Source organism: Desulfosporosinus metallidurans (genome assembly GCF_001936615.1).
Classification (GTDB): domain Bacteria; phylum Bacillota; class Desulfitobacteriia; order Desulfitobacteriales; family Desulfitobacteriaceae; genus Desulfosporosinus; species Desulfosporosinus metallidurans.
Map to the genome: position 1 here is coordinate 52542 of NZ_MLBF01000020.1, position 13912 is coordinate 66453.

At 42.7% G+C, this 13912-nt stretch carries 10 protein-coding genes, 2 pseudogenes and 1 other annotated feature (1 of these 13 running past the window's edge); of the genes and pseudogenes, 8 read left to right on the forward strand and 4 right to left on the reverse strand.

Features of this window, described 5'->3' with window-relative positions; translation table 11 throughout:
* Window positions 1-243, reverse strand: a binding site (T-box leader) (it extends 83 nt beyond the left edge of the window).
* Between the two features lie 67 nt (window positions 244-310).
* Entirely contained in the window at window positions 311-1516 is a 1206-nt protein-coding gene (locus DSOL_RS13535; RefSeq protein WP_282433548.1) for a bifunctional 3-deoxy-7-phosphoheptulonate synthase/chorismate mutase, read from the reverse strand.
* 558 nt (window positions 1517-2074) lie between these two features.
* Here DSOL_RS13535 and aspD point away from each other — a divergent pair.
* From aspD to DSOL_RS13560, 4 genes are all read left to right on the forward strand, one after another.
* The gene (gene aspD / locus DSOL_RS13540) at window positions 2075-3724 is read left to right on the forward strand and encodes an aspartate 4-decarboxylase (protein ID WP_235838820.1); all 1650 of its coding nucleotides are present in this window, start codon (window positions 2075-2077) and stop codon (window positions 3722-3724) included.
* Between the two features lie 105 nt (window positions 3725-3829).
* Window positions 3830-4789: an NAD(P)-dependent oxidoreductase gene (locus DSOL_RS13545; protein ID WP_075365368.1), complete on the forward strand. Its 960-nt coding sequence runs from the start codon at window positions 3830-3832 to the stop codon at window positions 4787-4789.
* Between the two features lie 387 nt (window positions 4790-5176).
* Window positions 5177-6853 (forward strand): sodium:solute symporter family protein, encoded by a 1677-nt coding sequence (locus DSOL_RS13550; protein ID WP_075365369.1) that lies wholly within the window; start codon window positions 5177-5179, stop codon window positions 6851-6853.
* A 622-nt stretch (window positions 6854-7475) separates the two neighbouring features.
* Entirely contained in the window at window positions 7476-8711 is a 1236-nt protein-coding gene (locus DSOL_RS13560; RefSeq protein WP_083642562.1) for a S1C family serine protease, read from the forward strand.
* Between the two features lie 431 nt (window positions 8712-9142).
* On the opposite strand, the gene dsrJ is transcribed toward DSOL_RS13560, so the two are convergent.
* Complete coding sequence (gene dsrJ / locus DSOL_RS13565; protein WP_075365371.1) at window positions 9143-9553, reverse strand: sulfate reduction electron transfer complex DsrMKJOP subunit DsrJ; 411 nt, start codon at window positions 9551-9553, stop codon at window positions 9143-9145.
* Window positions 9554-10029: 476 nt separating this feature from the next.
* On the opposite strand from dsrJ, the gene DSOL_RS13570 reads away from it, so the two are divergent.
* Together DSOL_RS13570 and DSOL_RS13575 are read left to right on the forward strand one after the other, a co-directional pair.
* Window positions 10030-10488, forward strand: coding sequence for a QcrA and Rieske domain-containing protein (locus DSOL_RS13570; RefSeq protein WP_075365372.1), 459 nt, complete (start codon window positions 10030-10032; stop codon window positions 10486-10488).
* Window positions 10488-11840 carry a cytochrome b N-terminal domain-containing protein gene (locus DSOL_RS13575; RefSeq protein WP_075365373.1) on the forward strand — a complete coding sequence of 451 codons (1353 nt, stop codon included), beginning with the start codon at window positions 10488-10490 and terminating at the stop codon, window positions 11838-11840. The genes DSOL_RS13570 and DSOL_RS13575 overlap by 1 nt, the downstream gene beginning before the upstream one ends.
* A 170-nt stretch (window positions 11841-12010) precedes the next feature.
* Here DSOL_RS13575 and DSOL_RS13580 read toward each other — a convergent pair whose 3' ends face one another.
* Window positions 12011-12556 (reverse strand): hypothetical protein, encoded by a 546-nt coding sequence (locus DSOL_RS13580; protein WP_075365374.1) that lies wholly within the window; start codon window positions 12554-12556, stop codon window positions 12011-12013.
* A gap of 182 nt (window positions 12557-12738) precedes the next feature.
* On the opposite strand from DSOL_RS13580, the gene DSOL_RS30045 reads away from it, so the two are divergent.
* Both DSOL_RS30045 and DSOL_RS13590 read left to right on the forward strand, forming a co-directional pair.
* Window positions 12739-13185 carry a FixH family protein gene (locus DSOL_RS30045; RefSeq protein ID WP_427854405.1) on the forward strand — a complete coding sequence of 149 codons (447 nt, stop codon included), beginning with the start codon at window positions 12739-12741 and terminating at the stop codon, window positions 13183-13185.
* Window positions 13184-13709: pseudogene (locus tag DSOL_RS13590) on the forward strand (4Fe-4S binding protein); the annotation flags it as partial. The gene DSOL_RS30045 and the pseudogene DSOL_RS13590, both read left to right, overlap by 2 nt.
* 24 nt (window positions 13710-13733) lie before the next feature.
* On the opposite strand, the pseudogene DSOL_RS30050 reads toward DSOL_RS13590, so the two are convergent.
* Window positions 13734-13793 (reverse strand): annotated as a pseudogene (locus tag DSOL_RS30050) (hypothetical protein); the annotation flags it as partial.
* Window positions 13794-13912: the final 119 nt, after the last annotated feature.

A 13912-nucleotide genomic window follows, 5' to 3' on the forward strand; every position in this document is an offset into this window, starting at 1 on the left:
GCTTGGACTCTTTCGAATGAAATAAACTACCTAATACCTCTCATCGATCAGGTACGGAGAATGTTCTTTCTCGATACCCTCGTTTCTGTAACGGGAAACACCCGGAATCACCTACTAACCTTAGAGCTTTCGGATCACACCTCTGAGGACCATTCTGTTAAAGAGACTTGTATCAGACTTTCACCGCCTCTGACTCGCTAAGACATTCTCATAAAACATACTTTTCCTCATCAGCAGCTACTTTGTATTATAACTATACATATATTTTTAAGTTATTATAAGACAGAGGATCTAAGTTGTCAAGGAGTTTTTATTTACTACCTGCTGAAAAAAACGGTTGCTCGATATCTCGATCCTGAGCAACCCTAGTCTTTATTTGAGATTGCACTCCAAACTCAAATATTAAAGGATAGATCCTTTTAACTAACTCTGAGGGAAGTTGAAGTTCTTCGGCTAGGTCAACTAACCGCTGCATAATCTCTTTTTCTCGGTTAGAATCTTTGACTCGATCTAGACGTTTTTGTTCCCCTATCTTTCTAACAAGTTGCATGCGAGTTGCTAGCTGTCCAATGATATTTTGGTCCAGATTATTAATCTCGGCACGCAGGGATTCAAGAGTATCACTATCCCTTTGGCCAGCACAAACATACACTCTATCAACTGAATTGGCGACTACCCCCAGTTCCCCCGCTAGTTGAACAAACTGTTCTGGAGTCAAAGACTGGGGTCCATCGCTAACGGCCTCAGCAGGATTAGGGTGCATTTCAATGAGTAAACCGTCTGCACCTGCTGCCAGAGCGGCCTTAGATAAGGATGAAATCAGGTCTCTTCGCCCGGCTGCATGACTAGGGTCAACAATGACTGGTAAATGAGAAACTTCTTTAGCTACTCCAACTGCGCTTAAATCCAACGTATTCCTGGTACTGGGTTCAAACGTACGTATTCCCCGCTCACAAAGGATAACCTGAGGGTTGCCAGCAGCAAGGATATATTCGGCGGCCAACAACCACTCTTCAATCGTTGCAGACAAGCCTCTTTTCAGGATAATAGGCTTGTCAATTTTCCCGGCCAATTTCAGAAGTTCGAAATTTTGCATATTACGTGCGCCTATTTGGATTATATCGACATTATTAACCACTAAATCCAGACTTTGAGCATCAATCACTTCAGTGACACAGAGAAGGTCCTGTTCTTTAGCCGCTTGAACCAAGTAGTTAAGTCCCTCTCGGCCCAAGCCCTGAAAACTATAAGGGGAAGTGCGGGGTTTGAAAACCCCACCGCGCAGGATTTTTCCTCCCGCCTTTTTTACAGTTTCGGCTGACTGGCTCATCTGAGCACTTGATTCCACAGCACAGGGTCCGCCCATTAGAATTATCTCTTTTCCTCCAATGGTAACCCCGTTGACCTCAATTGAACTTGTCTTTTTTTCAGAAGTAAGTCCTGCTAATTTTAGATCTTTCATCCTTAACATAGCCTCCCTCAAATTTCCTAATTTGCGGGTTTCTTTTCTCTGCACGTTCCAATTCAAGTCAGTATCCTTTATCCACCGTCATGAATGGAACGAAGCGTGGACACAAAAATAATACGTCTGTCCTAAAATAAGGACAGACGTTAATCTGCTGTACCACCTTAATTGATGCACAAAAATAGGCATCTACTCATGCAGAGTGCCAACACACCCTCAGCCCAATAACGCTGGCTTTGCGTTGGTAGCTACTAAAGCCTAAGCTTTTTCGCTCCACCCTCAGGGGCCCATTTACTCGCTCCGTTACCTGTCGAGCTTCCACCTTACTCGACTCTCTGTGAGGTTGGTCTTGCGATGTTACTTCCCCTTCAACGGTTTAAATAATAATAGCACTTCAACCCAAGAATTTCAAGTTTGAATTTCGGTATCCTCACAAACCATCCTCCAGTATTATTCCTTATTACAGTCAGAAAAGCGTATAAATGCTTCGGGTACAGCACAGAGTACCTTTAATGCAATTATTGAGGACTAAGCCAAACGATATTAACTGTGAGATACTTATGAAACGTACTAGATTTGTTTTACTCTCCAAGTTTAGATCTGAAAGGAATGATACTCATCGATAACGAGAATACCCCTCGCAGGAAAATGGAACGCACTTATGAGCAACTGAGTCCCTTTGAACTTAAGAACAAATTGATCAGCCTCGCCAATAAACGTGGTGATACAAGTATTTGGGCAATGCTGAACGCGGGAAGAGGTAACCCCAACTGGACTGTAGCAACGCCACGAGAGGCATTTTTTACTCTAGGCCAGTTTGCTATAGAAGAAACCCGCAAGGCATGGCAAGATACCGATCTGGCTGGCATGCCACAGATCGAAGGGATTGCAACCCGCCTAGAGGCCTACCTTAAAAAACACCCCGACTCGCCAGGAGTCACATTACTTAAAAACGCCCTTGATTATGGACCCAAACAACTAGGCTTCAACCCTGATGCTTGGATCCACGAACTAGTAGACGGAATCATTGGGGATAACTACCCTGTCCCGGATCGTATGCTCGTGCACCTCGAGCAGGTCGTTCATAACTATCTCATTCAAGAAATGTGTAATAACGTTTCTCCACCAGTCAACTATGATTTATTCGCCGTTGAAGGCGGAACCGCAGCCATGTGTTATAGTTTTGACTCCCTGATTGCTAATAATTTGTTGTCAGTCGGGGACAAAATTGCGCTTATGGTACCCACCTTTACCCCCTACCTTGAGATCCCGCATCTATCACGTTATCAGTTTGATGTTGTAAGAATCAATGCTCTGGAAATGGATGAACAGGGTAACCATACCTGGCAATATCCGAACTCAGAGATAGATAAACTAAAGGATTCCGATATCAAAGCTTTGTTTGTGGTTAACCCGAGCAACCCACCCTCTATCGCAATCAAAGACGAGTCAAAAAAACATTTAGTAGAAGTCATTAAAGAGGATAATCCGAAATTAATGATCATCACGGATGATGTGTACGGAACATTCGTCGATAACTTCCGTTCGCTCATGGCCGAATTACCATTTAATACGCTCGGGGTTTACTCTTTCTCTAAGTACTTTGGGGCTACAGGTTGGCGTCTCGGAGTTATCGCGATTCAGCAAAATAACGTATTTGATCAATTGCTTAAGGAACTACCGCGCGAGAAAATTGAGGCGCTGGCGGAGCGCTATGGAACCATTACGCTGCATCCTGAACAACTTCGTTTTATTGATCGGATGGTGGCTGACAGTCGTCAAGTTGCTCTGAATCACACAGCAGGTTTATCCACACCACAGCAAGTACAAATGGGGTTCTTTGCGCTTTTCGCATTGCTTGATCATGAGAACCATTACAAAAAGTTAACTCAGGAAATCTGTCATCATCGCCAGAAACTATTGTATGATGGCTTCGGACTTAAGTTGCGAAATGATGCGTTTGACGCCGCGTACTACTGTCAAATTGATTTATTAGTGTGGGCAAAAGTAAAGTACGGTGACGAATTCTGTGACTACTTACAAACGAACTATGAACCCACCGACATTCTTTTTCGTTTAGCTGAAGAATCTTCAATTGTGCTCCTAAATGGCGGGGGATTTGGCGGCCCAGATTGGTCCATCCGAACTTCTCTTGCCAACCTAGACGATGCAGCTTATAAGGAAATTGGTGAAACCGTTCAAAAGACATTTGATGAGTATGCCACTTCTTGGAGAGAGCAACAAGCACCGCAAAAGTAATGTTTTTCATCCATAGAAGGTCAGACCAGCAGAAGAGTTGACCTTGAGTTATAGCAAGGCTATACTAAAATTCAAATAACAAAGACTGAATCATTAGGAGGCATTATGCAAAAAACTGTATTTCTTAATTCCGCGAAACTGAACTTTGACAACAAACTCGATTTTTCGCCAGTTAGCGAACTCACATCGTTCACCAAATACGATGAAAGCAGCGATCAGCAAATTTTAGAACGGGTGAAGGATCAAACTATTCTCCTTACCAAAGAATTACCTCTGGGAAGGGATTTGATCTCTCAATTCCCGCCCTCCGTGAAACTTATCTGTGAAGCAGGTACCGGCTATAACAACATCGATATTGTCGCCGCACGGGAAAAGAATATTACCGTCTGCAATGTTCCCGGCTACAGCACCGAAGCCGTCGCTCATCTGGTGATTACCTACATCTTAAATTTCAGCTCCTCCTTAATCCAGCGTCAGGTCATGGTTAAACAAAAGAACTTTAATGATTTTACGCAATACGTGGAACTGCCCCATTTCGAGGTGCAAAACAAAACGCTAGGAGTGATTGGCGGTGGTGGCGCCATCGGGCGAGAAGTAATAAAAATTGCTCTGATTTTGGGGATGAAAATCCTCATATACAGTCGAACTCCAAAATCTTGGGACAATCCCAACATACAATCTGTGTCCCTGGAGGAATTGCTCAGACAAAGTGATTTTGTGACCCTCCACTGCCCCCTCACAGCCGATACCTTGCACTTGATCAATAAAGACCGATTAACGTTGATGAAGCCCTCGGCCTTTATCATAAACACTGCCAGAGGAGCAATAATCAGTGAACCGGATCTAATCGAAGCCTTGAAGGCTGGGAAACTTGGCGGTGCGGCTCTAGACGTACAAGATCCTGAACCTCCAGAAGCAACCAACCCCTTATTTGACATGAAAAACGTCATCCTCACTCCACATATTGGGTGGAGACGTTTTGAGTCGAGGCAAAGACTTATTGAACTCATGGCTATTAATATAAAATCGTTTATGCAAGGAAAACTAATAAATGTTGTAAATTGATCCTCAGGGCTGGATGCAGTTAATGTTTCCAGCCTTGATTTTCGTCAAGTCCTTTTGGATATTTCGATCCAAAAATGACTTAAAAGAGTCAGTATCGACTTACGGTTCCTACATTGTATTGGAAAATTCACATAATAATGCGATAAAATCCGTTGTTTCTACAATTTATATGCATGGCACAGTTATTGCAATATCATCTACATAACACCGAGAAAAGGCTATCGCTAGCTTTAAATTTAGTGTTAATAGTCTCGGATAGGATGGTGATAGGGTGGTTTAACAAATAAACTTAACTGTTTTATGCCGATTATTGACGAAATATTCCGAACTTATTAATCCTTTTCCAACGAAGCTAACCGCAGATAAATTACAAAGGAGTGAACATGAATGGGAAGTGCCGATGTAAGTCCATTATGGTACTGGTTAGTGTTTTTTCTTTATATTGCTTTTCTTATTTCCGTGGGTTTGAATGCTTATAGAAAGCAGAAATCCAGCGCTAATGCCGAAGAAGAAAGCAATGATTACTGGATCACTGGTCGAAGTCAACCTGCTTATATGGTAGGTATGTCCGTTGCTTCCGGTTGGATGTTAATAGGGATGATCACTTGGATGACATGGGCCACCTATGACTTGGGTTTATCAGGTTTGTGGGTAGTTGCTATTCCCTGGTTTATCTCAAACATCTGGCAATTCTTAATGGCGCGCCCGTTAAGAAGAATTAAAGCAATTTCTCAGTGCCAAATGCTACAAAACCGGTTTGGTTTGCCAGCGCGAATTTTGTCAGCTCCCATTAATATTTTCTCCTATACAATCTGGTCAGCGGCCGAATTATACGCAGCATCTTTGATTATGGCTCCGGCACTCGGTATATCAATTGAAGCCATGATCATTATCTATGCAATACCCATCGCTTTATACATGTGGATGGGCGGTTTCAGGTCTGTCATTAACGCCAATGTTGTCCAGTTCTTCATGGGTGCGATTATTTTGCTCGTAACCTCTGGTGCTATATTCTTAACAGCTCATGGCATAGCGGGAGCTCATAATACAACCATCTGGGGTATGTTGCAAGCTCAGCCAATTGTAAACAGTCTTGCTTATCCAGTTGATTCAACTCAACATGCAACCAGCTTTTTTGCCTATGTCTCAATATCCTTCCCCTTGATCGTTATGCTCGGACTAGTACCAGGCTGGGCAGCCGCAGAAGATTTTTGGTTAAAAGCTCAGGCTGCTAGAACCACGCATGAAGCGCGTTTAGGTGGATTATACAGCATCGCTTTCAACACCGTTATTATCGTTATTCCCGCCGCAATTATTGGGGTACTAGGCCTTATCGTTTTCCCACCCGAAATGAAGGACGGTGTTTTAACCTCAGCCGCTGCTCTGGGGGATAAAGGCGCCTATAATATCATTTCTACCTATATTAATTCCTATATGCCTCCCCTAGTTAAAGGGTTGCTGATTTTCTTACTCTCCGCTCATACAATGTCTACGGTGGCCAATTATAGTAATATCTGTGCCATGAACCTATCTTACGATGTTCTCCAACCACTGGTCTATAAGAAGAGAAATTGGTCTGATGCGAAAATTGTTAAATGGTCACGTCTTGTCACAGTGTTCATGATCATCATCAATATTCTACTAGCCCAGCTCTACAACAGTCCTGTTTTTGGAGCAACTCTTAATGACGCCTACTTCGTGTCTTCTGGTCTACTGACCGCTGGCATCTCCGTAATGCTTTATGTGTTATGGTGGAAACGTGCAAACCTCTTAGGGGTTATGTTAGGTGGACTTTCTGGAACTCTGGGAACGTTCATCTTCTTCATCTTTGAAAATAAAATTTGGAAGAACAGCTACTACACCCCTATCTGGGATTCGATCTTCGGTGCGGGATCGATGGCTAACTCCTATTTAGGCTACTGTGTCATCGGCTTGGTCTGTGGAATTGCCGGGGTCCTTATTGGAACGTACGCTGGCAAACCACCTTCTAAAGAGCTCCTTTCCGCTATTGCTGATCAACCGATTGACAACAATGAAGAATTCTTCTCAGGTATCAACGCATAAGGCTTTCGTCACAATAACCGGGGTTTGACCCAAAAATGACTAGGGAGTAACTCCCCTAGTCATTTTTACGTGACTTATGTTCAAACATAAAGCTGTCTTTCCTAGTAATATTAGCTTAGTTTAATCATTTGGTAGTATAATTTAAGGTTTAATGAGAGGAGTTTTAGGATGTTAACACTTCATTTTGCCAAGACGATACTCATCCCCTTATTTGTGCTTAATATGGGAGCCATGGTTATCACTTTTCGAATTAAGAAAGGGATAAAACCAGAATTTTCCGGAAACTTGAATACTCTTTTTCTAATCGAAAATATTATAGGCTTAGTTTGTTGTATACTTATAGTTTATATCTCCTTTTTTGTTAAACATTAAATGAAATTGTACAAAATAGTTCTACCTAGAGAAATGGGCATAGAGGAAACGAGGGCTGAAAAAAATATTATCAGCCCTCGTTTATTGTCTTTTCGATCTGCCGTGATATTTCACAAAGCTTTGACGCAAACCACAAGAAATTTTCACAATTTGCACCCTTAACCTTAACATATTTTAGTTATCCTAATTGAGTAGCGCGAAACAATCCGTACGCTTCTTAAAGCATAGTAGAAATAAGGAGGTAGTAATCATGGAAGATGAAATTCGTTCCACTCAGAATGACAACACCGATCCATCCGAAAAGGAATATCACGAAAACCAGGAAGAAACCAAGGAAATGTTTACTTCTAAGCAGCAACCCATTATCCAACACAAACCAAAATCCAAATTTGTAGCCATTACTAGCCTCTGTTTAGTTAGTGCCGTCATTGGAGGGCTTACAACAGCAGCGGCAGTTCCCTATATCTATCCAGCTAACTCCACTTCCTTAACTCAAACTGCCAAATCTTCAATTACACCTGTTGTCAACCTTGCTACCAACCAAACTAATTTCCCAGTAGCACAAATTGCCAAAAATGTTGGACCTGCCGTTGTGGGGGTTTCAAATTTCCAATCAAGCCAGGGATATTTTGGCAGTTCAAATCTTCAAGAAGCTGGAAGCGGTTCTGGATTTATTATTGATGCTCAAAAGGGGTATATAGTCACTAACAACCATGTCATTGATGGCGCCCAGAAAATTACAGTTAGTTTGAGCGATGGGCGAAACCTTGTTGCCAAAGTAATTGGGGCTGACCCCCGTACAGATCTTGCCGTATTGCAGATTTCAGATACAAAAAACCTAACTGCAGTTAACCTGGGAGATTCTTCTAAGATTGAAGTTGGCGAATCCGTTGTTGCCATTGGCAACCCCGGCGGGAACGACTTTGCCCGTTCCGTGACCACAGGTGTCGTTTCTGCATTAAATCGCACCCTTTCCATCCAAGGTGAGGCAAGTTTCGACCTCATCCAGACGGACGCAGCAATTAACCCCGGAAATAGTGGGGGTCCGCTTGTAGATTATCAGGGACAGGTCATCGGTATCAACTCCGCAAAATACGCCCAGAGCGGTTTTGAAGGAATGGGCTTTTCCATTCCAATTTCAGATGCCATGCCGACCATCCAACAGTTAATCGCCACGGGCGTCGCCAAACATCCGGCACTTTTAGTGAGTACAGACGATCAATATATCGCTTATGCACAGTCTAACAACAAACCCCTTGGGGCATATATCTCAAACGTGACTCCAAATGGTCCCGCAGCTAAAGCTGGAATTACAAAAGGAGATGTGATCACCAAGATCAATAATGCTCAAGTTCAAAATTCTTCTGAACTCATTCATGAACTCTATAAATATAATGTCGGAACTAAAATAACTATTACCTATATTCGTGATGGACAGACGAATCAAGTTCAGGCAACGCTTGGAGAAATTTCTTCAAATCAATAAACTCTGATTAGCATCCCCTTATTGAAGTTTTTTAACAAGGCTATAAGCTTATGCTCCTAGCCTTGTTTTTGCTTTTCTAATGATAATGATTCCCCTGCAGACAAATACACTAAGGAGACGCTAACTTCATTGTTCAACAGTTAAACCCTGGATTAACCCTAGAGCAGGACTTGACAAGGGGCATCGGATGCTTATCATTACCAATTTTATTTGCTGCCACTGCACCATTTGCAATTATAATGGAAGCGAGCGCTTTAGCTAGATCTCCACTAAATACCACCATTGTTTTGTTATCTTTCAACATTATGGCTGATGGAAATGAATTATTCAGTTTGTTCAATTTATTGTTTTTTTTATAATGGCATGGATCATACTTAGTATGATTTATCTAAAACAGTTTAATACAATCAAGTTGTTTATGCTATTAATGTTTATTTTGTTGTCCCCTTTGGCTCAAAATGGCAACTCCAACAGTTCGGCTTTACAGCTGCATATTTATGGCATGAAACACAGAATTGATCAGAAGTATTTAATGCCGGGTCAGAATGACAATTCAAGCACGTTTGAATACTAATTTTGAATGACTTTCCTTGACTATTAATATATTCTGTCTTGCCATAGCGTACGGCTGCATCTCTCCATTGATTGAGCAGTTGCATGTGATTGGCCCTCATATATTCCGTTGGTTCGATACACTGCTTAACGGCTAATTGCTGGATAGACGGAGTATTCAGATTTATTTCCGGTCCCTTGTTAGCTTTGTCCCTATTATAGAAAAAAGGCAAGGTAAGGATAGCAACAAAAATAACAAGAGAAGCAATTATTCTTCTTCCATTATACATTACTCATCACACTTCTTTTTTCGGTAAATCGTCAATGCGCAAGTCTATGGTTCTCTCTTTTTCACCCTCATCGGTAAAGCATTTCCCGACAACTCATGCTACACGCTAAGTTAGATAATTCTCCTGACTTTGAACTATAATTTTCGCCAAGCACCATCACTCCTTTTCTATCGGTAAACCAGCTTTATGTGTCTAATCCTCCGACTGTTATTCATATTCCGCGTCGAACTGAGGAAAATATACTCCAAGAATTTGTTTCTTATTATTTCTGAATTTCTTTACTATTATGTAAAACAAGTGCTTACAAAGATTTACCGCCTGTTTCCTTCAGATTGCATCTCGCCATTGATACCCTTGTGTCGGGCTAGAGCTGCTGTGACATACTTATGATTTGAATAAAAAACCATAAACAAGAGCATAATTGTTCCATCATAGGGGAAAATGCTAACAGCGAATACAAAGGGGGCGCCAGCCATATGGAACATCAAGAAGGCAAAGCGATATCAAGAAGACGTTTTTTGAAGACAGGCGTCGGCTCAATTGGAGGCATCATGGGGGTAGCTTATCTCGGTCTCATCGGGGATTACTTTAACCCACCGCCAGTGGGGTCCGAACCACTAGCGGAAGTAGGGAAAGTCGACGATTTTAGCCCTGGCACCCCAAAACTTGTGGCTTATACAAGCGGAGGGGTTGAGCAGGGCGTTTATGTTATCAATCTCGGTGACGAAGGGTGGATAGCCCTTGATTTTCATTGCACGCATCTTCAATGTGCTGTAAATTGGCTGGATGCTACCAAGTCTTTCGCATGCCCCTGTCATGGAGGTATGTATGATATAAAGGGTAACGTGCTCGGCGGGCCTCCCCCTCGGCCCCTTGAACACAGGGTCATCCAGATACAAGGGAACTCTGTGATAGTTGGAGGAATGTCGGTCTAATGAAGCAATGGTTAGATGAACGTTTACAATTTAGTGATATTTTAGAATCGATGTTTGAACATCCCGTGCCCAAACCTAGTAATTTCTTGGATTATCTCGGTTTCGCAAGTTTCTTTGTGTTTATCAACCAAGCCATTACCGGAATATTACTTGCAATGGTATATGTCCCTTCAGCCTCAGAAGCATATAATAGCATAAAGCTTTTACAATCCTCTATCATAGGAGGATATGTACGTTCTTTGCACTCTTGGGGCGCAAATTTCATGGTCGTTGTAGTGTTCTTGCATTTATTGCGCGTTTTCTATGAAGGGGCTTACAAAAAGCCGCGAGAATTGACCTGGATCCTTGGGGGTATCCTCTTTATCGGCACACTAGGTCTGGCTTTTACCGGGTATCTTCTTCCTTGGGATCAAGAAGGCTACTGGGCCACAACAGTTGGCACAACCATGGCCTCATATGTTCCATTAATGGGAGACTTTCTCGTTCGGCTGATGCGAAATGGTACCGAGGTGACCGGCACAACCTTAACACGGTTTTACTCAATACATATGCTCATCTTACCAATCATAGTGCTCATTGCGTTTATGCCTCACTTTTTCTTTGTTTTGAGACAAGGGATGTCTGCCGGAGACAGGCTAATGGAAGCAAAGCAACGTGGAGAAGATATTGAAAAACAATCAATTCCCTTCTGGCCAAATGTTGCCTTCCGCATGATTATATTCGTCCTCGTTATTGCTCTGGGACTATGGATTATGGCGGCCATATACCCCAAAGGCTTGGGAAATCCTGCGGATGCCTTAAACAAAGATAATTATGTCCCAGCCCCTGCTTGGTATTTCTTTGGCGTTTACCAGTTACTCAAATACTTTCCCCCGAGCCTCGATGTGGTTGGGATAGTCGTCCTCCCCCTCGTTTTCTTCGTGATAATATTCGGGCTTCCTTGGATCGACCGCAATCCTGCTCGAGAACCGCGCAAACGCCCCATAGCCCTAAGTATTGCCAGCGTAATCGTCTTAGGGCTCGTTTTCTTAACGTACCAGGGGATCAGATCAGTCCCAAAACCGCTCCCCAAAACGGGAGTCATCGACCATCCTAGCTATAAAAAGGATATTGATCCCATCTTCCAAAGTCGATGTGTCGGGTGTCACGGGAATAGCGGAGGATACACAGTGGATACCTATGCTAACTTAACGAAAAAGAATATAATTCCCGGTAACCCAGATGGATCAAATCTAATTAGCCGTATTAATGGCAAGGTGCCACCCCAAATGCCTATGGGCTTAGAACCGCTGACCAAGGACCAGGTCCAGACCATTAAAAACTGGATCAAAGACGGCGCCCCACAAAACTAAGTGAATTTGAAAACGGTCTACAAGTTTTAATGATACTAGATACTGGGATAGGGATAGGGATAGGATTCATAGTACTCTATGAATCCTATCCCTTATCTTTTTATTGTGTATGAACATACTTTCGTTTTTGTAATGAAACAACCTAGGCGAATTTGGCCTAGGTTGAACTCTTATTTATTATCACTGGCGTTTGATTGTAAACTGTAATCCAAATTCGCCTCCGGTCCAGATGCTTTTATCTTCTTGATAAACTTAAAGCCCAGAGCGGTATGACAACCATTACAGTTATTGATCGTATCGCTATAAGCTTTTTCAAAGGCAACCATGTCCTTAGCATCCCTAGCTTTCTTCAAAGCACTATCGTCCCCCAAATTCGCCTTAACAAATGCCGCCCATTGGGGATAAACTTGTGTCCGAGTTATTTGAATGGGTGACATATAGTCTTGCATGACATCGCTCATATAAGCAGCGAGGGCCCAGTTACCTCCTTTGGCCGCGTAATACATATTGTCAAAACTATCCGAAACTCCACGCATGGCCACACCTGTTCCTGGAAGGGCATTTTTGATGACATCAGCAAGAGCAGGTGTCCCCGCTGTAGCTGCTGGGGTGGCTGGTGTCGTTGGGGCCGGTTGTGTTTGTTGGGTACTACAGCCTACGACTAACGATCCTACCACCACAAACGATATGACCAGTTTGGGAATTTTCTTAAACATATACGAAACCTCCTATTCACAATTTATTACGAATCTAGTCTTTCCAATTTCGTCCATGAAAATGTAACCTATTTTATAAGACGCTTGTGTAGGATAAGACACACCACACTGTGTTTTATCCTACACCAATATAAACTATCTCCTCTTAAAAACACTTCAAAGTACCCTTGCAAATCTTTTTGGTGGCATCAAAAGTTTTTTCGCAAACATCCAAAATCTCATTAAATACTGACGTAAGAATCTCGAATACATGCCACTTTTACATCATAATTATTAGCTATGCGCAACTTGGCATTGTTTTTGCATCTATTACACTAGCTGCATCTGGAAAGCTAGAACAAGACGCTGGACCTTATCATGTGATTATGCAAACCAACCCGGAAAACTTTATGGCCAACCAAGCAGGAACTATGACGATGATCATTACAAACAAGGCAACTGGACAACCTGTGACTGGTGCCAAAGTCATGATGAGCAAATCTACGATGATGTCCAGTAACGCGGGAAGCAACAGCGGTAACATGGCTGGCATGACTATGAACTCTGGTTCCTACATGATGGAAGGTATGACCTTCAACCAACCTGGGCAATGGAATCAAGCGATTACCATTTCTTCCCCATTAGATTGAAACGTTAGCAGGACCCACACTCGCCCATGATAACTTCGGTACTGCCGCCACTTGGGTTCTTTGGTGGCCACTAATCCCTTTTTTCTTCTTTCTCCTTGGTCGGTTCTGGTGTGGAATTTGCCCATTTGCCTGGGTGAGTGATTTGACACAAAAGTTATTCGGAGCAAACCTCAAGGTTCCAAATTTTATCCGCAAGAACGGTCTCTGGATCATCGATATTACCTTCATCTTCATCACCTGGTCTGATCACGTTTGGGGAATCGTTGAATCTCCCCGAGGATCTGGAACCCTCCTCTTACTCATCTTAGGTGGGGTTATGGTCACCGCTCTACTCTTCGAACGCCGTACTTGGTGTCGTTATCTCTGTTTTCTGGGTAGTTTGTCCGGTAACTATTCCCGCGCAGGTATGTTAGAGCTCCGAGCAGACAAAGACACTTGTAAAACCTGTAAAACAAGGGATTGCTATAAAGGCAATGACAAAGCGCCCAGGCTGTCCTATGTTTGAATTTCCGATGGCTATGAAACGAGCTCTAGTCATCGACCAAAATTCACTGGTGGGAATGCGGGGGGTTTAGGCGAATTGAATCATGAGGACAGCTTTTGATGCAACTTCCGCAGAGATTACAGTTGGCGTTGTTTTATGCGTGAGTAAAAGCACTATCCGTTTCTATGCCGTATTTGGGTTGTCATCCTGCTCTTCGGCATCCCTGAACTTTCTCACCTTTAC

Excerpts from the sequence above, each read along its gene's own strand:
- aspD (WP_235838820.1), top strand. The coding sequence starts at position 2,075 with ATGATACTCATCGATAACGAGAATACCCCTCGCAGGAAAATGGAACGC.
- DSOL_RS13545 (WP_075365368.1), top strand. The coding sequence starts at position 3,830 with ATGCAAAAAACTGTATTTCTTAATTCCGCGAAACTGAACTTTGACAAC.
- DSOL_RS13550 (WP_075365369.1), top strand. The coding sequence starts at position 5,177 with ATGGGAAGTGCCGATGTAAGTCCATTATGGTACTGGTTAGTGTTTTTT.
- DSOL_RS13560 (WP_083642562.1), top strand. The coding sequence starts at position 7,476 with ATGGAAGATGAAATTCGTTCCACTCAGAATGACAACACCGATCCATCC.
- dsrJ (WP_075365371.1), bottom strand. The coding sequence starts at position 9,553 with ATGTATAATGGAAGAAGAATAATTGCTTCTCTTGTTATTTTTGTTGCT.
- DSOL_RS13570 (WP_075365372.1), top strand. The coding sequence starts at position 10,030 with ATGGAACATCAAGAAGGCAAAGCGATATCAAGAAGACGTTTTTTGAAG.
- DSOL_RS13575 (WP_075365373.1), top strand. The coding sequence starts at position 10,488 with ATGAAGCAATGGTTAGATGAACGTTTACAATTTAGTGATATTTTAGAA.
- DSOL_RS13580 (WP_075365374.1), bottom strand. The coding sequence starts at position 12,556 with ATGTTTAAGAAAATTCCCAAACTGGTCATATCGTTTGTGGTGGTAGGA.